The 21,805-nt window shown below is 73.5% G+C and carries 16 protein-coding genes; 10 read left to right on the top strand and 6 right to left on the bottom strand.

The window, feature by feature from the left end; translation table 11 throughout:
• Positions 1-120: 120 nt before the first annotated feature.
• A complete protein-coding gene (locus ACH9EU_RS05215) occupies positions 121-1,227 on the top strand; it encodes an IS110 family RNA-guided transposase (protein WP_396412476.1) in 1,107 nt (368 codons plus the stop codon).
• Positions 1,228-1,533: 306 nt separating this feature from the next.
• On the opposite strand, the gene ACH9EU_RS05210 is transcribed toward ACH9EU_RS05215, so the two are convergent.
• The 3 genes from ACH9EU_RS05210 to ACH9EU_RS05200 form a co-directional block, all read right to left on the bottom strand.
• A complete protein-coding gene (locus ACH9EU_RS05210) occupies positions 1,534-2,502 on the bottom strand; it encodes a 2-hydroxyacid dehydrogenase (protein ID WP_396412880.1) in 969 nt (322 codons plus the stop codon).
• Positions 2,503-2,550: 48 nt separating this feature from the next.
• A complete protein-coding gene (locus ACH9EU_RS05205) occupies positions 2,551-3,696 on the bottom strand; it encodes a glutamate--cysteine ligase (RefSeq protein ID WP_396412879.1) in 1,146 nt (381 codons plus the stop codon).
• A gap of 68 nt (positions 3,697-3,764) precedes the next feature.
• Positions 3,765-5,030, bottom strand: coding sequence for a class I SAM-dependent methyltransferase (locus tag ACH9EU_RS05200; protein WP_396412878.1), 1,266 nt, complete (start codon positions 5,028-5,030; stop codon positions 3,765-3,767).
• A 350-nt stretch (positions 5,031-5,380) separates the two neighbouring features.
• Here ACH9EU_RS05200 and groES point away from each other — a divergent pair, with 350 nt between their 5' ends.
• From groES to ACH9EU_RS05155, 9 genes are all read left to right on the top strand, one after another.
• Entirely contained in the window at positions 5,381-5,677 is a 297-nt protein-coding gene (gene groES / locus ACH9EU_RS05195; protein WP_047801805.1) for a co-chaperone GroES, read from the top strand.
• A gap of 130 nt (positions 5,678-5,807) precedes the next feature.
• On the top strand, positions 5,808-7,409 hold the full coding sequence (gene groL / locus ACH9EU_RS05190) for a chaperonin GroEL (protein ID WP_396412877.1): 1,602 nt from the start codon (positions 5,808-5,810) through the stop codon (positions 7,407-7,409).
• A 159-nt stretch (positions 7,410-7,568) separates the two neighbouring features.
• Positions 7,569-9,608 (top strand): SGNH hydrolase domain-containing protein, encoded by a 2,040-nt coding sequence (locus ACH9EU_RS05185; RefSeq protein WP_396412876.1) that lies wholly within the window; start codon positions 7,569-7,571, stop codon positions 9,606-9,608.
• Positions 9,609-9,784: 176 nt separating this feature from the next.
• Positions 9,785-11,311, top strand: coding sequence for an IMP dehydrogenase (gene guaB, locus ACH9EU_RS05180; RefSeq protein ID WP_396412875.1), 1,527 nt, complete (start codon positions 9,785-9,787; stop codon positions 11,309-11,311).
• A gap of 47 nt (positions 11,312-11,358) precedes the next feature.
• Positions 11,359-12,480 (top strand): GuaB3 family IMP dehydrogenase-related protein, encoded by a 1,122-nt coding sequence (locus ACH9EU_RS05175; RefSeq protein ID WP_396412874.1) that lies wholly within the window; start codon positions 11,359-11,361, stop codon positions 12,478-12,480.
• 77 nt (positions 12,481-12,557) lie between these two features.
• Positions 12,558-13,535, top strand: a complete 978-nt coding sequence (locus ACH9EU_RS05170; RefSeq protein ID WP_396412873.1) for an SURF1 family cytochrome oxidase biogenesis protein — start codon at positions 12,558-12,560, stop codon at positions 13,533-13,535.
• Positions 13,528-14,139, top strand: coding sequence for a DUF3817 domain-containing protein (locus tag ACH9EU_RS05165; RefSeq protein ID WP_396412872.1), 612 nt, complete (start codon positions 13,528-13,530; stop codon positions 14,137-14,139). The genes ACH9EU_RS05170 and ACH9EU_RS05165 overlap by 8 nt, the downstream gene beginning before the upstream one ends.
• A gap of 23 nt (positions 14,140-14,162) precedes the next feature.
• On the top strand, positions 14,163-15,770 hold the full coding sequence (gene guaA, locus ACH9EU_RS05160; RefSeq protein WP_396412871.1) for a glutamine-hydrolyzing GMP synthase: 1,608 nt from the start codon (positions 14,163-14,165) through the stop codon (positions 15,768-15,770).
• Positions 15,771-15,890: 120 nt separating this feature from the next.
• Positions 15,891-19,679, top strand: coding sequence for a hypothetical protein (locus ACH9EU_RS05155; protein ID WP_396412870.1), 3,789 nt, complete (start codon positions 15,891-15,893; stop codon positions 19,677-19,679).
• Between the two features lie 158 nt (positions 19,680-19,837).
• Here ACH9EU_RS05155 and ACH9EU_RS05150 read toward each other — a convergent pair whose 3' ends face one another.
• The 3 genes from ACH9EU_RS05150 to ACH9EU_RS05140 form a co-directional block, all read right to left on the bottom strand.
• Complete coding sequence (locus ACH9EU_RS05150) at positions 19,838-20,551, bottom strand: SAF domain-containing protein (RefSeq protein ID WP_396412869.1); 714 nt, start codon at positions 20,549-20,551, stop codon at positions 19,838-19,840.
• A gap of 150 nt (positions 20,552-20,701) precedes the next feature.
• The gene (locus ACH9EU_RS05145) at positions 20,702-21,058 is read right to left on the bottom strand and encodes an FmdB family zinc ribbon protein (protein ID WP_396412868.1); all 357 of its coding nucleotides are present in this window, start codon (positions 21,056-21,058) and stop codon (positions 20,702-20,704) included.
• A gap of 62 nt (positions 21,059-21,120) precedes the next feature.
• Entirely contained in the window at positions 21,121-21,756 is a 636-nt protein-coding gene (locus ACH9EU_RS05140; RefSeq protein WP_396412867.1) for a 5-formyltetrahydrofolate cyclo-ligase, read from the bottom strand.
• Positions 21,757-21,805: the final 49 nt, after the last annotated feature.

Below are 21,805 nucleotides of genomic sequence, written 5' to 3'. Positions count from 1 at the left end.
GCTCAGACGCTATGGGTGTAGGCGGCGTCTGGGTCTTGTGGCCGGGGCCCCGCTTATGCAGAGTACGTGGATCACCCCGACCGGTCGGGGTCGGGGTGCCGACATGCATAGGAGGCCCCGGTGTTCACCGAGCGTACAAGTCTGGGACTGGATGTCCATGCCCGCAGCGTGAAGGCCTGCGCGATCGACAGCCTGACCGGCGAGATCATTCATCAGACCCTCAGCGCTGACACCGTCATGGTGGGCGAGTTCGTCGACGCTCTGGCCCGCGAGCACGGCCCCGTCCAGGTGACCTATGAGGCCGGACCGACCGGGTACGAACTCGCCCGCACCCTGATCGAGGCCGGCCACCGGGTCCAGGTCGCGGCGCCCTCGAAGCTGTTGCGGGCCTCCGGTGACAGGGTCAAGACCGACAAGAACGACGCGCTGCTGCTGGCCCGACTGGCCCGCAACGACGACATCATCGAGGTCACGATTCCCGACCGGTCCCGCGAGGTGGCACGGGACCTGGTGCGGGCCAGGGACGACGTGCGCCGGGACCTGATGAGCGCCCGTCACCGGCTGGGGAAGTTCCTCCTGCGCCACGGCCACGTCTACACCGGCGGCGAGGCGTGGAGCGGCAAGCACGAGGCCTGGATGCAGCAGATGGCCCGCCAGGACATCGCCGTGTTCGGCGAGGTCTCACGCATCGTGTTCGACGACTACCACGACGCGGTCGCCCACGCCCTGGCCCGCCGGTGCCGGTTGGACGCGCAGATCCTCCTGCTGGCCGAGGACTCCGAGTGGACCACGGTCACCCGGCGTCTGGCCTGCCTGCGGGGGATCTCGACCCTGACCGCGTTCTCTCTCGCGGTGGAGATCGGCGACTGGGACCGCTTCACGGGCCGGAACATCGCCTCATACCTGGGGCTGGTGCCCTCGGAGCACTCCTCCGGGCAAACCCGCTCCCAGGGCCAGATCACCAAGACCGGCAACGCCCACGCCAGGCGGTTGCTGATCGAGGCCGCCTGGCACCACAAGCCCCAGTACCGCCCGGGGAAGACGATGCGGGACCGGTGGGCCCTGGCACCGGCAGCCGTGGCCGAACGCGCCGATGCGGGCAACAGGCGCCTGCATCACCGCTGGAGCATGCTCAGCGAGCACAAGAAGCGTCACACGGTCGCGAACACAGCGATCGCCCGAGAGATGGCCGGCTGGTGCTGGTCGCTGGCGACCATGGACGCATGACCCACAGACCCGTTCACGGACCCGGCCACGGGAGATCTCCTGCGCGCCGCGCGCCGAGGAGACCAGCGATTCGACTGTGAGCAGTCACGAGATCCTCGTGGCCACGCTCGAGCTCAGACCAGCATCGCTCCTCGCGCCGAAACCAGCGTCATGCGGTAACCAACCCGCGGATATCAGACTGACCACGCGTCGAGACAACACGCCCGCAGAGATCACCCCAACCCCTCCATGAACGACGAAGCGGGGCACCCACCGATCAATGAGTGCCCCGCTTCACCCTGCCCTCTTGACAAGATCGACTACATATCAGCCGACGGGCGTGACCAGGGTCCCGCTGGTCAGCCAGCTGCGGAGGTTGCGCAGCGTCAGCTCGGCCATCTCGCGGCGGGTCTGCACGGTGGCGCTGCCCACGTGGGGCAGCAGGACCACGGAGTCCAGCTCGCGCAGGGCCTCCGGCACGTGCGGCTCCGCCGCGAAGACGTCCAGGCCGGCACCGCCCAGCCGTCCCTGGGTCAGCGCCTCCACCAGGGCCGTCTCGTCGACGACGGAGCCGCGCGCCACATTGACGAGGAACCCCTCCGGACCGAGGGCGGCCAGCACGGCGGCGTCGACCGTCCCGGCGGAGTCGGGCCCGCCGGGGACGGCGACCACGAGCACCTCGACGGCGGCGGCGAGCTCCAGGACGGAGCCGTGGTAGGTGTGCTCCGTCCCCGGCACGGGACGCCGGTTGTGGTAGTGGATCTCGCAGCCGAGGGCCTCCAGCCGGTGGGCGACGGCCCGGCCGATCCGGCCGAGACCGAGGATCCCCACGCGCCGGCCGGAGGCATGGACGGTGAGCGGGTAGTTGCCCCGGGCCTCCCAGTCCCCGCGGCGCACCCAGCGGTCCGCGGCGGAGAACCGGCGCAGGACGTCCAGGTACAGGGCCAGCGCGGTGTCCGCCACGGCATCGGTCAGCACGTCGGGCGTGTTGCTCAGGGCGATGCCGCGGGCGGCGGCCTCGGCGGCGTCGGTCCCGTCGTAGCCGACGCCGAAGTGCACCACGGCCTCGAGCCGGGGCAGCCTGCGCATCAGCTCCGTGCCGACCCCGGTGCGCCCGGAGCCCACGGCCACCCGGACGCGGTCGGCGTGCCGGTCCAGGAACTGCCCGGCGGCCGCGTCGTCGTCGGGCAGGCGCAGGGCGGAGAACTCCGTGTCCAGGGCCTCCTCGACGAGGGGGTGCAGCGGGCCGACCTGCAGGACGTGCCCGGTGCGCGGGGCGGGGGCGGGGACGGTCATGGGCGAACTCCTGGAACGGTCGGTGCGGAAGCGGGGCGAGCCGGGACGTCAGTCGTTCTCGCGGGTGCGCCGCACGATGTCGAGGGCGACCGCCCGGAGGTCGCCGCCGTGCGCGCGGGCGACGGCGCGCTGGCGCTGGTAGCCGGCCCCGTCGCGCATGATCCGCTCCACGTCGGAGAGCTCCCGGGAGCAGCCGAGCCGCGCCGCGACGGGCTCGAGCCGGTCGAGCAGCGCGGTGAGGTCCTCGCACATGTCCCGCTCGTTGTTGTGCGTGTCCGTGATGACGGTCGCGTCGAGGCCGTAGCGGGCGGCCCGCCACTTGTTCTCGTGGATGTGCCACGGCTTCAGGCGGGTCGGGATCCGCCCTGACTCCACGTCCTGGGACAGGGACTCCGCGAGGCACTGGGTGAGCGCCGTGAGCGCCGCGACCTCCCACAGGGTGGACAGGCCGTCGCAGAACCGGATCTCCTCGGTGCCGAGGCGGGGCACCGGGCGAACGTCCCACCGGGCCTCGCTGGTCTCCTCGATGATGCCGGTGGCGATCATGTCCTCGATGCACTGCTCGTAGGCCGCCCAGGACCGGAAGTGGTAGGGCAGGCCCGCGGTGGAGAGCTGCTGGAAGATCATGGAGCGCTGGGAGGCGTAGCCGGTGTCCTCGCCCGACCAGAACGGGGAGTTCGCCGACAGCGCCAGCAGGTGCGGGTAGTACGTCAGCAGACCGTCGAGCACGGGCAGGGCCTTGGCCCGGGAGTCCAGGCCCACGTGCACGTGCACGCCGTAGATGACCATCTGCCGGCCCCAGTACTGGGTCCGGTCCACGAGCTTGTGGTAGCGCTGCTTGTCGGTGACCTGCTGGTCCTGCCAGCGGGCGAAGGGGTGGGTGCCGGCGGCGAAGACCTCCAGCCCCTGCGGGTCCGTGACCTTGCGGATCTCGTCCGTCATCGTGACCAGCTGCTCGGTGGTGTGGGCCACGTCCCGGCACACGCCGGTGACCATCTCGATGGTGTTGAGCAGGAACTCCCCGGTCAGGTGCGGGTGGTCGCCGTCGGTCCCCCAGTCGGGGTGCGCGTCCAGGACAGCCTCGTAGGTCTCCCGGCCGCGCGGGACGAGGTCGCCCGTGGTGCCGTCGACGAGCGCGACTTCCCACTCGACGCCGAGTGTCGACTGGGCGGAGCGGGCGAACGAGATCTCCACGCGGCAGGTCCTCCGTGCTCGGCGGGCGGGCGCCCGGTCCGGTGCGGGACTGTTCGCCCGCGGGGTCCTCAGTCTACGGTTTCGACGACGATCACGACGCGCTTCTCGCCGTCCCCGGGCCCGTCGCTCCCGGCGGGGGCCGTGCGGGTGAGCACGAGGGTGGCCCGGCCGGGACCGCGGGGGGCGAGCTGCCGGCGCAGCTGCTCCGGTGTCACGTCCGTGCCGCGCTTCTTGATCTCCAGGGTGCCCACCTGCCGGTCCCGCACCCACCGCTTGAGCACCTTGACGGTGTGCGGCAGCACCTCGTGCACCCGGTAGGCGCGGGCGAGCGGCGTGGCCACGAGCTCGTCGGAGCTCAGGTAGGCGATCCGCGGGTGGATCAGGCGGGCCCCGAGCTGCCGGGCGAGGTCGGTCACGAGACCGGCGCGGATCACCGCGCCGTCCGGTTCGTACAGGTACGCCCCCACGTCCCCGAGCGGGGCGTCCGGGTGCGCGGGGTCGGCGTCCACCGGGCTCACGAGCTCGGCGGCCCCGTGCTCGGCGAGCACGAGCGCGGACCGCCGCACCCCCGGCCGGGCCACCGCGTTGAACCACAGCACGGCCTCCACGACGTCCCCCCGGTCGGAGACCCACTGCGCCTCGCAGCCGGCCGGGACGGCATCGTGGGGCAGGCCGGGCCCGAGCTTGACCCCCACCGGCAGGCCCTGGGCGGCGAGCTCCTCCGCGAAGGACAGGGGCGGGGAGAACGCCTCCGGGTCGAAGATCCGCCGGGTCCCCGACGACGACGTCGTGCGCCGTGCCGGATCCAGCCAGATCCCGCCGGGCATCCCGCCCGGGAGGCCGGCGAGGTCCAGGGACGCGGCGTCGGCGTGCACGACCGTCGCCTCGGGGAAGGGCGCGAGGTTGAGGGTCGCCACCGCCGCGGTGGTCTCGTCGAGCTCCACGGCCGTGACCCGGCGGTCCAGGGAGGCCAGGGCCAGCGCGTCCGCGCCGATGCCGCAGCCGAGGTCGGCCACGTGCTCGATCCCGGCGGCGGCGAAGCGCTGGGCGTGCAGCGCCGCCACGCGCAGGCGGGTCGCCTGCTCGAGGCCGGGGCGGGTGAACAGCATCCGCTGGGCGAAGTCCCCGAACTTCTCGCGGGCCCGGGTCCGCAGCCGCGCCTGGGTCAGGGCGGCGGAGACCAGCTCGGGGGAGTGCCCCGCGGCCCGGAGCCGGGTGGCTGCCGTGAGCGCGTCGGCGTCGTCGTACGGTCCCAACCGCTCGAGCAGAGCCATCCCCTCGGGGGTGAGCAGCGGGGCGATCTCGCGGGGGTCGACGGGATTCTCGGGGGTCATGAAGCTGCCGTTCGGGTCGGGGATCGGACCCGTGACCGGGCCGACGGGGCGCCGCCACCGCATTCAACCACGCGACCCCGACGGTGTCGACGGAGCCACCGGTCCTTCCTCGGGGCCTCCGGGCGGGACCCCGCGCGGCGGCCCCCGACGGCGCGCTGGCACTCGCCTTGACCGACTGCTAACCGACTTCTACAGTGGGCCTTGGCACTCTCCGGGTGAGGGTGCTAAAAGGGCCAGGCGATCGATCGGCACCGCGACGACGGTTGGTGCGCCAACCGGCCCGAAGCACGACAGCGGGCCCCGCCCGCGGTCGCCCACCGTTTTGCACGCCTAACAGATAAGGAGAGATCGTGTCGGTCTCCATCAAGCCTCTCGAGGACCGCATCGTCGTTCAGCCGCTCGCCGCTGAGCAGACCACCGCTTCCGGTCTCGTCATCCCGGACACCGCCAAGGAGAAGCCCCAGGAGGGCAAGGTCCTGGCCGTGGGCCCCGGCCGGGTCGACGACTCCGGCAACCGGATCCCGGTCGACGTCAAGGAGGGCGACGTCGTGATCTTCTCCAAGTACGGCGGGACCGAGGTCAAGTACAACGGCGAGGAGTACCTCGTGCTCCCCGCCCGCGACGTCCTCGCCGTCGTCGAGAAGTAGTCCCGGCGCACACCACGCACCACCGACGAAGGGTGCCTGCCGCACACGCCCCGCGGGGTCCGCGGCGGGCACCCTTCGCCGATCCCCGTATCCCGCTGGAACCCCAGCCACCCAGAAGGAGCCATCGTTCATGGCCAAGCAGCTGGCATTCGACGATGCCGCACGCAAGTCCCTCGAGAACGGCGTCAACAAGCTCGCCGACACCGTCAAGATCACCCTCGGCCCGCGCGGGCGCAACGTGGTGCTCGACAAGAAGTGGGGCGCCCCCACGATCACCAACGACGGCGTGACCATCGCCCGCGAGGTCGAGCTCGACGACCCGTACGAGAACCTCGGTGCGCAGCTCGCCAAGGAGGTGGCGACCAAGACCAACGACGTCGCCGGCGACGGCACCACCACCGCCACCGTCCTCGCCCAGGCGCTGGTCAAGGAGGGCCTGCGCAACGTGGCCGCCGGAGCCGACCCGCTGAGCCTCAAGCGCGGCATCGAGAAGGCCGTCGAGGCCGTCTCGGAGCGTCTGCTCGAGAACGCCCGCCCCGTGGAGGGCGTCAACGTCGCCCACGTGGCGACCATCTCCGCGCAGGACCGCGCGATCGGCGAGCTCATCGCCCGCGCCTTCGAGACCGTCGGCAAGGACGGCGTCATCACGATCGAGGACGGCTCGACGACCGAGGTCGAGCTCGACGTGACCGAGGGCATGCAGTTCGACAAGGGCTACCTCTCGCCGTCCTTCGTGACCGACGTCGAGCGGCAGGAAGCGGTCATGGAGAACTCCCTGGTCCTCCTGTACCAGGGCAAGATCTCCTCCGTGGCGGATCTCATGCCCGTGCTGGAGCGGGTCCTGCAGGCCAAGAAGCCGCTGACCATCATCGCCGAGGACGTCGAGGGGGAGGCCCTCTCCACCCTCGTGGTCAACAAGCTGCGCGGCAATCTCGACGTCGTGGCCCTCAAGGCCCCCGGCTTCGGGGACCGCCGCAAGGCCATCATGCAGGACCTCGCCGTGCTCACCGGCGGCGAGCTGGTCACGTCCGAGCTGGGCATCAGCCTCGACCAGGTGACGCTGGAGCAGCTGGGCACCGCCCGCCGCGTGACCGTCACCAAGAACACCACCACTCTGGTGGACGGTGGAGGGACCGAGGCCGCGATCCACGACCGCGTGGCCACGATCCGCGCCGAGGTCGAGCGCACCGACTCCGACTGGGACCGCGAGAAGCTGCAGGAGCGGCTGGCGAAGCTGGCCGGTGGCGTGTCCGTGATCAAGGTCGGCGCGGCGACCGAGGTCGAGGCCAAGGAGCGCAAGCACCGCATCGAGGACGCGGTCTCCTCGACCCGTGCCGCCCTCGAGCAGGGCATCGTCCCGGGCGGCGGCACCGCCCTGGTCCACGCGGCCAAGGTCCTCGACGAGGGCGACCTCGGGCTCGAGGGCGACGCCGCGACCGCCCTCGGCATCGTCCGCCGCGCCCTGCGGCAGCCCCTGTACTGGATCGCGCAGAACGCCGGCCAGGACGGCGCCGTCGTCGCGTCCCGGGTGGCCGACCTCGAGCCCGGTCACGGCTACGACGCCGCGACCGGCGAGTACGGCGACCTCGTGGCCGCGGGGATCATCGACCCGGTCAAGGTCACCCGCTCGGCGCTGCAGAACGCGGCGTCGATCGCGGCCCTCGTGCTGACCACCGAGACCCTCGTGGTCGACAAGCCGGCGGAGCAGGAGGAGCACGGGCACAAGCACTGACCCGCTCCCCGCCCACGGACCCGTCCCGCCTCCGCGGGGCGGGTCCGTCGTGCTGCGGGCTCCTCGAGCGCAGGGGCCGCCGGGGGCCGTCCGGTAGAGTGCGGGGTCCCATCGCGTCGGCCCGGGATCTCCGGGTCCGGCCGTCCCCAGGAGGTTCCCATGGCCACGGCCCTCGAGCAGGACGCGGCCGTGGACGTGGAGCGGATACGGCGGGTGGCCCGGTACGCGGGCTTCCGGCCCGAGGTGCAGGGACTGCGGTTCGTGGCCGTGCTGCTCGTGGTGCTGTACCACGTCTTCCTGGACCGCGTGTCCGGGGGAGTGGACATCTTCCTGCTGATCTCCGCGTTCTTCCTGACCCTCTCCTTCGTGCGCAAGCTCGAGAGCGGGGGGCCCCTGGCCCTGGGCCGGTACTGGCTGCACGTGTTCAAGCGGCTGCTGCCGCTGGCGGTGCTCACCGTGCTGGGCACGCTCCTGCTGGCCTGGCTGTTCTTCCCGGAGGCGCGGATCGAGCGGATCCGCACGGAGGCCCTGGCCACGGTCCTGTACGTGGAGAACTGGGCCCTGGCGTTCGCCGAGGTCGACTACTACGCGGCCGACGACTCCACGGCCTCGCCGTTCCAGCACTTCTGGTCCCTGTCCGTGCAGGGGCAGGTGTTCCTGCTGTGGCCGCTGCTCTTCGGCGCCGCGTGGCTGCTGACCCGCCGTGGGCCGTGGCGACCGGTGCCGGTGCTCGCCGTCCTGTTCGGGGCCGTGTTCACCGGCTCGCTCGCCTGGTCGGTCTGGTCGACCACCACGAACCAGGCCTTCACCTACTTCGACACGCGGGCGAGGCTGTGGGAGTTCGCCCTCGGCTCGCTGCTCGCCCTCGCGGTGCCCCACCTCCACCCGCCGCGGGTGGCGCGGGTCGTGCTCGGGTGGCTCGGGGCCGTGAGCATGGTCTCGGTCGGCGTGCTGATCGACGTGCAGGGCGCCTTCCCCGGGTGGGTGGCGCTGTGGCCGCTCCTCTCGGCGGCCGCGATCGTCGTGGCCGGGCGCTCCGGATCCCCGTTCGGCGTGGACCGGATCCTGGCCTCCCGCCCGCTGGTGGGCCTGGGTGACGCCTCCTACGCCCTGTACCTGGTCCACTGGCCGCTGCTGATCACCTACCTGGTCGTCCGGGACCGGCCGGTGGCGGGCCCGCGGTCCGGCGTGGTCATCATCCTCGTCTCCCTGCTGCTCGCGGTCGTGGCCACGAGGGTCGTGGAGAAGCCGCTCCAGCGGTGGCAGTGGCCCGAACGGAACAAGCGGCACCTGGCGGTGTCGGTGGCCGTGAGCCTGTCGCTCGTCGCGGTGCCCGTGACGCTGTGGTCGGCCGCGGACGAGCGACGGGCGGCGGAGCTGGCCGCCGAGGCCGCGCGGAACAGTCCCGGTGCCGCGGCACTCGCGCCGGGCTTCGAGTTCCGTGGGGACCCTGACGCACCGGCCCTGCCCCTGCCGTCCCAGCTGGGGGAGGAGTGGGTGGGGCTGCCGGAGCCGTGCTCCGGCCGGTTCGCCCCGGAGGAGGAGGTCCTCGAGGCCCACTGTCGCCAGACCCCGGCCGTGCGGAACCCCGGGCGCACGGTCGCGGTGGTCGGCAACTCGCACATGGAGCAGTTCATGGGGGCGGTGATCCCCGTGGCGGAGGAGCACGGCTGGCAGCTCGTGGCCGTGCTGCAGCCCGGGTGCCCGTTCGCCGTGCGCCCCGAGGGCGACCCCTGCCACGAGGGCAACGAGGCGGCCCTCGACTACGTCGAGCGGATCGAGCCGGACGTGGTCATGACGACGTCCACGTACGCCGCGCGCATGGACGGGTCCGCCGAGACCGTGGTCGACGGCTTCCCCGAACTGGTGGACCGCCTCGGCGCGCGGGGCATCGAGGTGGTCGGCTTCCGCGACAACCCCCGGTTCGACTTCAACCCCTATGAGTGCGCCGAGCGTCACGGCGCGGACGACGCCCGCTGCCGGGTGCCGGTCGACCGCGTGCTGGGCCCCGAGAACCCGGCCGACGCCCTGAGCGACCGCCCCTGGTTCACCTCCCTGGACCTGACCGAGCTGATCTGCCCGGACGGCCTGTGCCGCCCCGTCGTGGGCAACGTCTACGTCTTCATGGACCCGCACCACCTGACGTGGACCTACGCCCGGTCCATGGCCCCGGCCCTGGAGCCGTGGATCACCGGGTAGCCGGCCCCCGGGAGCCGGCCCGTGTCCCGCACATGGGCCCGCCCCCGGCGGGAACCGGCTGCGCCCCCGGCGGCGCCGAGCGCGCGGAGCGCCGGTGAGGTCCCCCACACCGGGCCGCCGGACGCGGGGCGGACCGTAGAATGGTCGGGATTCCCTCGACCTCGAAAGGCCCCACCGTGCCGGACACCTCCGTTCCCACCGCCCTCTCCGAGGACCCGTTCGGGTTCACCGGGCTGACCTACGACGACGTCATGCTGCTGCCCGGCAACACCGACGTCATCCCGTCCGAGGCGTCGACGCGGACGCGACTGTCCAAGCGCATCACGCTGGACGTGCCGCTGCTGTCGGCCGCGATGGACACCGTCACCGAGTCGACCATGGCCATCGCGATGGCGCGGCAGGGCGGCATCGGCGTGATCCACCGCAACCTCTCGATCCAGGACCAGGCCGAGCACGTGGACCGGGTCAAGCGCAGCGAGTCCGGCATGATCACCGACCCCGTGACCATCTCCCCGGAGGCCACGCTCGAGGAGCTCGACCGGCTGTGCGGCTACTACCGGGTCTCCGGGCTGCCGGTCGTCGACGGCGGGCAGAAGCTGCTGGGCATCATCACCAACCGCGACACCCGCTACCTGCCGGAGAGCGAGTTCCCGCGGCGCCGGGTGCACGAGATCATGACCCCGATGCCGCTGATCACCGGCAAGGTCGGCATGGCCAAGGACGAGGCCCACAAGCTCCTGGCCTCCAACAAGATCGAGAAGCTGCCCCTCGTCGACGACGCCGGCCGGCTCACGGGCCTGATCACCATCAAGGACTTCACGAAGGCCGAGCAGTACCCGCACGCGACCAAGGACGACGAGGGCCGCCTGCGGGTGGGCGCGGCCGTCGGCTTCTTCGGCGACGGCTTCGAACGGGCCATGGCCCTCGTGGAGGCCGGCGTGGACGCCCTGTTCATCGACACGGCCAACGGGCACTCCCAGGGCGTGCTGGACATGATCGCCCGGCTCAAGGCGGAGCCCGCCGCCGCGCACGTGGACGTGATCGGCGGGCAGGCGGCCACCCGGCACGGCGCGCAGGCCATCGTCGACGCCGGCGCGGACGCCGTGAAGGTGGGCGTGGGCCCCGGCTCGATCTGCACGACCCGGGTCATCGCCGGGGTGGGCGTCCCCCAGATCACCGCGGTCAACGAGTCCGCGAAGGCCGCGATCCCGGCCGGCGTGCCGCTCATCGCGGACGGAGGGCTGCAGCACTCCGGGGACATCGGCAAGGCCCTCGTGGCCGGCGCCGACTCCGTCATGGTCGGCTCCCTGCTCGCCGGCTGCGACGAGTCCCCGGGCGAGCTGATCTTCGTCAACGGCAAGCAGTTCAAGACGTACCGGGGCATGGGGTCCCTGGGGGCCATGCAGTCCCGCGGCAAGAACTCGTCCTTCTCCAAGGACCGCTACTTCCAGGCCGACGTGGCCAGCGACGAGAAGCTGATCCCCGAGGGCATCGAGGGGCAGGTGCCCTACCGCGGGCCGCTCTCCGCGGTCGTCCACCAGCTCGACGGCGGCCTGCGCCAGACCATGTTCTACGTCGGCGCCCACGACGTCGAGGAGCTCAAGCACCAGGGCCGGTTCGTGCGCATCACCCCGGCCGGGCTCAAGGAGTCCCACCCGCACGACATCACGATGACCGTCGAGGCCCCCAACTACAAGCGCTGACCACCAGCGCCGCGCTGCGGTCCGCTGCACCGTTCGGAAAGGACACCATGAGCTACGACATCGAGATCGGCCGGTCCAAACGCGCCCGTCGCACCTACTCCCTCGACGAGATCGCCCTCGTCCCCTCCCGCCGCACCAGGGACCCCCGGGACGTCTCCACGGACTGGCAGATCGACGCCTACCGGTTCTCCATCCCGTTCCTCGGGGCCCCCATGGACTCGGCGACGTCCCCGGAGACGGCGATCGCCCTCGGCCGGGCCGGCGGGCTCGGGGTGCTGGACCTCGAGGGGCTGTGGACCCGCTACGAGGATCCGCGGCCGGTGCTCGACGAGATCGCCGGTCTCTCCGGGGAGGACGCCCCGTCCTCCACCCGCCGGATGCAGGAGCTCTACGAGGCCCCCGTGCGGCCGGAGCTGATCACGGCCCGGCTCGCCCAGATCCGCGACGCCGGCGTGATCGTCGCCGGGTCCCTCACCCCGCAGCGCACGGTCGAGCACTACCGCACCGTGCTGGACGCCGGGGTGGACGTCTTCGTGATCCGCGGGACCACGGTCTCGGCGGAGCACGTCTCGCGCAACCAGGAGCCGCTGGACCTCAAGAAGTTCATCTACGACCTCGACGTGCCGGTCATCGTGGGCGGCGCCGCGGGCTACACCCCGGCCCTGCACCTGATGCGCACGGGCGCGGCGGGCGTCCTGGTGGGCTTCGGCGGCGGGGCCTCCATGCGCATCCAGAACACCCTGGGCATCCACGCGGCCATGGCCACGGCCATCTCCGACGTCGCGGCGGCCCGCCGCGACTACCTCGACGAGTCGGGCGGTCGCTACGTCCACGTGATCGCCGACGGCGGGGTGGGGGTCTCCGGGGACATCGTCAAGGCCCTCGCGATGGGCGCCGACGCCGTGATGCTCGGCACGGCGCTGGCACGCACCTCCGAGGCCCCCGGTCAGGGCTGGCACTGGGGCGCGGAGGCCCACCACGACCAGCTGCCGCGGGGCCTGCGCACCCGCGTGGGCACCGTGGGCCCGCTCCAGGAGGTGCTCCACGGACCGTCCCGGCACGTGGACGGCACGTCCAACCTCGTGGGCGCGCTTCGCCGGTCCATGGCCACGACCGGATACCTCGACCTCAAGGAGTTCCAGCGCGCCGAGGTGGTCATCCGCGGCTGAGCCCCGGTCCGTGCCGCGGCGACCGCGGCACGGAGCGGCATTGGCGAACGTCCAGGAAGGCCCACTAGCCTTGTCGGGTGCTCAAGACCGCCCTGCGACCCCGCTCGATCCTCGCGCTGATCGTCAGCCTGGGTCTGGCCGTGGGCTTCGTGCTCCTGAGCCAGTGGCAGCTCGAGTCCGGCCGGCAGGCCCGGACCGTTGCCGACCCGGCCAAGGACGTCGCCCGCCCCCTCGAGCGGGCCGTCGGCGCCGGAGCCCCCGTCACCGTGGCCGAGGCCGACCAGCTCGTGAGCGTCACCGGCGAGTACCGGGAGGACTCCACGGTCCTCGTGGCCGGACGGCTGCAGGACGGCGCGGAGGGCTGGTGGGCCGTCGCGGCCCTCGACGTCCCCGGCAGCGCCGGCCAGTGGCCCGACGCCGGGGGGCCGCTCACCCTGGCGGTCGCCCGCGGCTGGGTCCCCGACCCGGCCGCGGTGCCCGAGGAGCCGGAGGGACAGGTCGACGTCGTCGGGCGGTACCTGCCCGCGGAGGGTCCCGTGCCCCGCGGGGACCTTCCCGAGGGCCAGGTGCGCACCGTCTCCCCGGCCCAGCTCACGAACCTCTGGGACACGCCGCTGTGGCCCGGCTACGTCGCGGCCTTCGCCGAGAACCCGGCCGCCGCACCCGACCGGCCGGCCGCGGTCGGCGGCCTCGCCGCCGACGCCGCGCTCATGGACCCGGAGCTGTCCCCGCTGCAGATCGAGCAGCAGCCCACCGACGAGTCGGTCGACCTGCTCAACGTCTTCTACGCCGTCGAGTGGGTCGTCTTCGCCGGGTTCGCCCTCTACCTCTGGTGGCGCTTCGTGCGCGACGAGTGGCGGCGCGGCCAGGACCCGGAGGAGTACTTCTACTTCGAGGGCGACTACTACCACGACGACGCCAGCGGACGCTTCTACTACTACGACCCCCGGGCGGAGGAGTACTACTGGTTCGACGACCAGCCCCGCAACCCCGGGCCCGCCGCCCCGGGACCCGCCCACGACAGGACACCCGACAGGACCGGAGCCCATGACTGAGCCCACTCGACCGACCCCCTCCTCGCCGGCACCGTCGCCGGCGCCCTCGCCGCGGGAGCGCACCGACGGGGTGCGGGTCCCTCTCCCGCCCGGCGCCCGGCCCTCGGCCGCCGCCGCCCCCGGACGCCCCACCGGCCCGGCCGCGGCCCTGCAGCCGCGCCGCCGCTTCGGCGGCACCGAGGCGCAGATCCGGGGCGCCCTGACGTTCTACATGGTCTGCGCCTGGATCTCCGGGACGTTCCTGCTCCTGCTCGTCGCCGAGATGATCACCCGGTACGGGTTCGGCTTCGACCTCGTCGCGGGCGGCACGGACAAGGCCACGGGCCGGACCGTGGCGCTGGGCTGGCAGGACCTCGAGCTGGAGAACCTCGCCGGCGGCGTCAACATCTCCACGTGGATCCTCATCGTCCACGGCTGGTTCTACGTCGTCTACCTCGTCTCCTGCTTCCGCATCTGGACGCTCATGCGCTGGCCGTTCCCCCAGCTCGTCGTCATGGCCCTGGGCGGCGTGGTGCCGTTCCTGTCCTTCGTCGTGGAGCGCAAGATCCACGCCTCCACCACCGCCGAGCTGCGCGCCAACCCGAGGGCCGCCAAACGGTACTGAGCCCCTCCCGCGGCTGGCCTAGGATGGAGGGCGTGACCGAAACAGCTGAGACCCGCACCGACCTCGAGCAGCGACCGGTCCTGGTGGTCGACTACGGCGCGCAGTACGCGCAGCTGATCGCCCGCCGGGTCCGCGAGGCCAACGTCTACTCCGAGATCGTCCCGCACACCTGGTCCACCGAGAAGATCCTCGCCAAGAACCCCGCGGCGATCATCCTCTCGGGCGGACCGTCCTCCGTGTACGCGCCGGACGCGCCGCAGCAGGACCCGGCCCTCTTCGAGGCCGGCGTGCCGGTCCTGGGCATCTGCTACGGCTTCCAGGCCATGGCCCAGGCCCTCGGCGGGACCGTGGCGCACACGGGAGCCCGCGAGTACGGGGCCACCGTCGCGACCGCCGTCGGCGGTCCCTCCGCCTCCATCCTGGAGGGCTCGCCCGGCACCCAGACCGTGTGGATGAGCCACGGGGACTCCGTCGTCGAGGCCCCCGCGGGCTTCGAGGTCCTGGCCTCCACCGAGACCACGCCCGTGGCGGCGTTCGCCGACGAGCGGCGCGCGCTCTACGGCGTGCAGTGGCACCCCGAGGTCAAGCACTCGGTGCACGGTCAGCAGGTGCTGGAGCACTTCCTCTTCGACGGCGCGAGGGTCGAGCCCACCTGGTCCACGGGGAACATCATCGAGGAGCACGTCCAGCGCATCCGCGAGCAGGTCGGGTCCGCGTCCGTGATCTGCGGGCTCTCCGGCGGCGTGGACTCCGCGGTGGCCGCGGCCCTCGTGCAGCGCGCCGTGGGGGACCAGCTGACCTGCGTGTTCGTCGACCACGGGCTCCTGCGCGAGGGCGAGGCCGAGCAGGTCGAGAAGGACTTCGTGGCCGTCACCGGGGTCAACCTGTACGTGGCCGAGGAGAAGGACCGCTTCCTCGGGGCGCTGGCCGGGGTGACCGACCCCGAGCAGAAGCGCAAGGTCATCGGCCGGGAGTTCATCCGCTCCTTCGAGGCCGCCGCCGAGGAGGTCGCCCGCGCCGCCGCGCAGGAGGGGGAGCCGGTGCGCTTCCTCGTCCAGGGCACGCTCTACCCCGACGTCGTGGAGTCCGGCGGGGGCGAGGGCGCCGCCAACATCAAGAGCCACCACAACGTGGGCGGGCTGCCCGAGGACCTGCAGTTCGAGCTCGTGGAGCCCCTGCGGACCCTGTTCAAGGACGAGGTCCGCGCGGTCGGCCGCGAGCTGGGCCTGCCCCACGAGATCGTGGGCCGCCAGCCCTTCCCCGGCCCCGGCCTGGGCATCCGGATCATCGGCGAGGTCACGGAGCACAACCTCGGGATCCTGAGGCGCGCGGACGCGATCGCCCGGGAGGAGCTCACCCGCGCCGGGCTCGACGACGAGGTCTGGCAGATGCCGGTCGTGCTCCTCGCGGACGTGCGCTCGGTGGGCGTGCAGGGCGACGGCCGCACGTACGGCCACCCCGTCGTGCTGCGCCCCGTCTCGAGCGAGGACGCCATGACGGCCGACTGGTCGCGGCTGCCCTACGACCTCCTGGCACGCGTCTCCAACCGGATCACCAACGAGGTCGAAGAGGTCAACCGGGTGGTGCTGGACGTCACGTCCAAGCCACCGGGCACCATCGAGTGGGAGTAGTCCCCGCGCCCACCCCGCACGGGAGAGACACGAGCAGCCGAGGTCGGGCGGCCCGCACGGGNGCCGCCCGACCCGTTCCCGACCGGCACCCGGCCACGGGGCCGGCGCAGGAGGAGAGCCATGCCGATCGGATCCGACCGCACCCCCCAGGAGTCGGAGACCGCCCAGGAGCAGCGGGTGTCGCTGCAGCCCTGGACGCGCCAGATGGACGCCTACACGGGTCCCGACACGCTGCTCGACTTCAACCAGGTCGACAACGTGTGCATCGACCTCACCGTGGCGAACACCTCGGGGCAGGCCCAGCTGCTCATGGGCCGGCCCACGCGCCTGTCCACGATCGTCCACGAGCCCGAGCCCTACGCGGTGGCCACCCGGGCGGCACGCTCCCTGCGGACCAAGATCCACGAGCTGTCCGTGCACCACGGCCTCGACGCCGCGTACCTCGCCGCAGGGACGGCGTCCTGGCTGGCCCTGCCCAAGGGCGCCGACCCCACGGGCGCCGGCCAGCGGCGCTGGATCGCTCCCGTCCTGCTCGCCCCGCTCACCCTCAAGCCGCGCCCCGAGCTCGACGACTTCGAGCTCCAGCTCGTGGGTCCCGCCCGGCTCAACCCGGCCATGGTGCGCCGGCTGGCCGCCGACCACGGGGTGGACCTCGCCGCCGAAGACCTCGCCCGCCTGGCCTACGGCACCCGCCGGCTCGACCCGGCACCGGCCCTGGAGACCCTGCGCACCGTCGCGAGCTCGGTCCCCGGGATGCACGTCCAGCACCGGTTGCTGGTCTCCACCTTCGCGGACCTGCACGACCGTCCCGCGGACCTCTCGGTCGTGGCGCGCACCGCCGTCGTCCGCGACCTCGCCCGCCTGAAGGACCCCGCGGTCGGACGGCTCCCGCAGGTCCGGGAGATCACCGACGAGGCGCCGCCCCTGGACGAGCGGGACCCCTCGGACGAGCTCCTGCTCCTGGACGCAGACGGCTCCCAGCAGGAGGTCCTCGACCTCGCCGCGCGAGGGCACTCCTTCGTCGTGACGACCCCGCCGGCCACGGGCCAGCTGGACACCGCCGTGAACACCGTGGGCACCCTCGTGTCCGCCGGCCGGACCGTGCTGGTCCTGGGGGAGCGGCGCACCACGCTGGCCGCGTTCTCCCGCCGGATGGACGGGCTCGGGCTCGGCACCGCCGTCCTGCCCCTGACCTCGCAGCTCTCCGACGCGGACGTGGCGCAGCAGCTGATCCGGGCCGTGGCCCGCAACGAGCGCGCCGAGCGCCCCGACCTGCGGGAGCTGCACGAGACGCTGCGCTCGTCCCGGGACCTGCTCGCCGAGCACGTGCGGTCCCTGCACACCGTCCGGGCCCGCTGGTCGGTCTCCCCGTACCGGGCGGTCCAGGCGCTCGCCGAACTGACCTCCCGTCGACCGGCGCCGGCCACCGCGGTGCGCTTCCCGCGCTCGGTGCTCGACTCCCTGACCGACCGGGACGACGTCGTGGACCGGCTCGAGCGCGCCGCCGACCTCGGGGCCTTCGACGCCGAGACCCTCGCCGGGCCCTGGACCGGGGCCCGGCTGGTCAACGAGGACGAGTCCCGGCAGGCGCACCGGCTGGCGCAGTCGCTGCTGCTGGAGCTGACCACGCTCGAGACGGGCATGCGCCACGTCCTGGCCACCAGCGGGCTGCGCGCGGGGCGGAGCGTCCCCGAGTGGGGCCGGCAGCTGCGCCTGCTGCAGGAGGTCCAGGACACCCTCACCCGCTTCACCCCGGACATCTACGACCGCTCCGTGACGGACCTCGTGGCGGCCACCGCGGGATCCGGCTGGCGGCGCGAGCACGGGATCGAGATGACCGGGCTGCAGCGGGCCCGGCTGCGCAAGGCGGCGAAGGAGTACATCCGGCACGGGGTGCACCTGTCCGACCTGCACAGCGCCCTGCTGCGCGTGCAGTCCGAGCGGGAGCGGTGGCTGGAGTGGTCCGGCACGCCGGCGCACCCGGTGGTCTCCGACCGGGTCGAGGAGCTCGCCGCCGTGCACGCGCGCTTCGTGGAGGACCTCGAGGGCCTGGCCATCGCCCTCGAGGGATCGCCCACGGGAGCGGGCCTGCTCGCGCTGCCGATCGACCGGCTCCGCGAGACCCTGGACCGGCTGATCAACGACGAGGCGAACCTCGCGCGGCTGCCCGAGCGCACCGTCCTGCTGGACGAGCTGCGCGGGCGGGGCCTCGGGGAGCTCGTGGACGACCTCGTCCGGCGGACCGTGCCGGGGGCGCAGGTGCGGGACGAGTTCGAACTGGCCTGGTGGCAGTCCACGCTCGAGGCGATGGTCAGCGGCGACGACTTCCTGCCCATGCCCGACGGGCACGCCCTGCGCCGGGCCGAGTCCACGTTCCGCCGCGCGGACGCCGCCCACGTGGCCTCCGGCGCGCCGCGGCTGCTGTGGGAGCTCGCCGAGCGGTGGCGGCGCGGCGTCCGCCGGTCCCCGCGCGCGGGGGCGGGCCTGCGCGAGATGCTGCGCGCGGGCTCGGCGCCCCTCGAGAAGCTCGGCGACTCCGCCGGCGAACTGGTCGGCTCGCTCGTGCCGGTCTGGACGGCCAGCCCGCTCGTGCTCTCCGCGGCGCTTCCGGAGGACCACGTCTTCGACGCCGTGGTCGTGCTCGACGCAGAGAGCTCACCGCTCGCCGCCGTGCTGCCGGCCATCACCCGCACCCGCCAGGTCATCGCCTTCGGCGACCCCCGGCTGGGGCGGCCCCAGCCGTTCACGGTGGCCCCCACGGCGCCGCCCGTCCCCGGCGCGCACCCCGTCGTCGAGGTCGACAGCGCCTTCGACGCGCTGGCCCGGGTCGTGCCGGAGAGGTCGTTGCGCACGGTGTACCGGTCGATGGACGACCGGCTCTTCCGCTACCTCGACGAGCGGTTCTACGGAGGCCGGCTCAACCGCCTGCCGCACGGGGAGTCCGTCACCGGCAGCACGCCCGCTCTCGAGGTCGAGCACGTCCCCGACGGTGTGGGAGCGCTGACGGCCGGGATCGAGGGCATCCAGGCGCCCGCCGCGGAGGTCCGGCGCGTGGTGGAGCTCGTCTTCGAGCACGCGCTGCGCCACCCCCGGCACTCACTGGCCGTGGTGACGGCCAGTGCCGTGCACGCCGCCCGGATCGCCGAGGCCGTGCGGAGGCGAATGCGGGACGAGCCGGCCGCCGCGGCGTTCTTCGCCCCGGGCCCGGAGTCCTTCCGCGTGGTGGACCTGCACCGGGCCGCGGGGATCGTGCGGGACACCGTGATCTTCTCCCTGGGCTTCGGCAAGACCGCCAACGGCCGCACCGTGCCCTACCTCGGGGCGCTCTCCGAACGGCACGGGCAGGAGTTCTTCGTGCTCGGGATGACCCGCGCCCGGCACACCACCCGGATCGTGACGTCCCTGCTGCCGGACGAAGTGGAGCGCAAGGGCCTCCAGCACGGCGCGAGGGACTTCTTCCGGGTGCTCGCCGTGCACCTCGGGCAGGACGCGGTCCCGGACGAGGACGCGCGGGCCACCCGGGAGGACCCGCTCCTGGGAGACCTCGCACGACGGCTCGCGGACCGGGGTGCCTCGGTGCGCCTGGGCGGTCCCGGCGGCATCGACCTCGTCGCCTGGGCCGAGACCGAGTCGGTGTCCGCCGGCGCCGTGCTGGACGGACGGGACCGCAGAGGGGACGGACCGCTGCGGATCCCGGTGGCCGGACAGTCGGACGGCTCGGCCGCGGCGGCCGCGCTGTCCGTGCGCGAGCGCTCGCGGTTGCGGCCGCAGCGTCTCGAGCGCACGGGCTGGAACTACCTGACCCTGTGGACCATCGAGGTGTTCACGGATCCGGACACGGTCGCGGACCTGATCCGCCGCTATCTCGGGCTGCCGGCCGGGCCGGGCGGGACCTCCCGTGCCGGCTGAGGACGGGGACCGGGCCACGGAGCCCCGGCGGCGCGGCCCCCGGCGGGCGGTCGGGGGCACCGCCACCGGTGCGGAGCCCCGGCTGCCCGGGCTGGACGGCCCGCGGGCGGACGAGGAGTCCCTGCGGCCGGCCGGCGACCACGCGCACGAGGAGTGGCTCAGGGACCAGAGGCCGCCGCACTGGGGGTGACCGGCGCCGGGACCAGGACCACGGTCGTGCGCCCGGTCCCGGCCGCCCCGGCGAGCCGGGTCCCGTCGGCGTGCGGGGCGGCGACGACCAGCAGCCCCTCCTCCTCGGTGCCCGCCGGCGCGGCGAGCAGGCCGGCGCCCGGCCCGCCGCTTCCCGTGGTCACCCACAGGACCGGCAGGGCCCGGCCCAGGACCTCGCCCGTCCCGGCGGCGCCGTCGGGCAGGTGGACGACGTCCACGTGGTCTCCGGTGCGCACGTGCCGCAGCACGCCCGGGTCGTGGATGCGCAGGGTGACCGCCGTGACCCCGGCCGGCCGGCCGGTCAGCAGCCCGGGGCCCACGACCGCCGCGGCGGTCAGCGGTTCGCCCCTCCCCGAGGCGGCGGCGAGCGTGCGGCCCACGAGCTCCGCGGGATCGGCGACGGCGCCCTCCGGCACCAGTGCGTGCGGGTAGTCCGTGACGAGCAGCTGCTCGGCCGTGACCACGGTGCCGGCGCTCAGGGGCTCGGCGGCCGTGACCACCGGCGCCGTGCCGGTCCCGGGCGGCGAGAGTCGCAGGACGACGAGGGCCGCCGCGAGGCCGGCGAGCAGCGCCGCCGCCAGGCGACGCCGGCGGGAGAGCGCGGAGCGCAGGCGCAGGGACACGGGATAGCGGCGGCGGGGCACCCGGGGTCGTCGGCTCATGGGGCGGACGGTAGACCGCGGCCGCGGCCTTCGGCCGGGACCGGTGCCGGGCAGGGGACGCCCGGCGTGCCGCGGATCCCGCGCGGCTCCTGTGCAGTCACGACACCGGCGTGGCCGTGCGCCGGTCCACGCGGTGGTTCCGGCCGAGGGTCAGTCGCCGGAGGACGAGGCGCCCACGGTGGCCCGGGCCGGGGTCGCGCCGGACGAGGACCGGTCCGCGGACTTCTCCGACGACTTCGGTGTGGACTTCTCCGTGGACTTCTCGGACGACCTCTCCGACGAGCTCTCCGTGGAGCCGCCGGCCGGAGCGGCGGAGCCGCCCTCGCCGGAGCCCCGGGAGTCGTTGCGGTAGAAGCCCGAGCCCTTGAACACGACGCCGACCGTGTTGAACTTCTTGCGCAGACCCCCGTTGCACTCCGGGCACTCGGTGAGCGCGTTCTCGCTGAACGACTGGCGGATGTCGAACGCGTGGCCGCAGTCCTTGCAGGCGTAGGCGTAGACGGGCATGGATCCTCCTGGAACGGTCGACGGGTGCGCCGGCTGGCACTCGAGGGTTTCGAGTGCTGATTCTACCGCGCCGACGGACCCGTGGCGTCCCCCAGCGTCACGAGCCCGTTCTCCGTGAGCGCGAGGCGGACGGGGGCGTCGAGCTCGTCCACCGGCACGGCCCCCGCGGGCAGCACCTCGTCGGCGAACACGCACACCGCGGGGCGCAGCTCGGGGTGCGCCGTGGGCGGCAGGGCCGCGAGGAAGCGGTCGTAGTAGCCGCCCCCGAAACCCAGCCGGGCACCGTCGCGGGAAACCGCGAGTGCCGGCATGAGCAGCACACCGACCGACCGCATCACCTCGTTGCCGTGGCGGGCACCCACGGGTTCCCGCACGGCCGCCGCCCCGCCCGTGCGCTCGGCGGTGCCGGGGGACCAGCGGGCCCACGAGAGCCGGCGGCCGGGCTCGCACACCGGCACCCAGATGCGGTGCCCGAGCCGGTGCGCCGTGACGAGCGCGGCGTCGAGGGGCGGCTCCGTGGGCATCGGGAGGAACGCCGCGACGTCGAGGTGCGGCCGGTCCGCCAGCAGCTCGCCGACGTGCCGGTCGAATCCCACCGCGGCGTGCTCGCGGGCGGCCCGCGGGCGGCGGAGGCGGGCAGCCCGCAGCTCGCGGCGCAGCCGCTCCTTGGCCCCGGCCGTGCCCTCCGCAGAACTCATGGTCGTGTCCGCTCCCGTTCCGTGCGCGGCTCCTGACCGCCCGGCCCGC

Origin of the sequence: Kocuria rhizosphaerae (assembly GCF_044462265.1) — a bacterium.
GTDB lineage: Bacteria > Actinomycetota > Actinomycetes > Actinomycetales > Micrococcaceae > Kocuria > Kocuria rhizosphaerae.
This window is presented reverse-complemented; position numbering and strand designations above follow the sequence as displayed.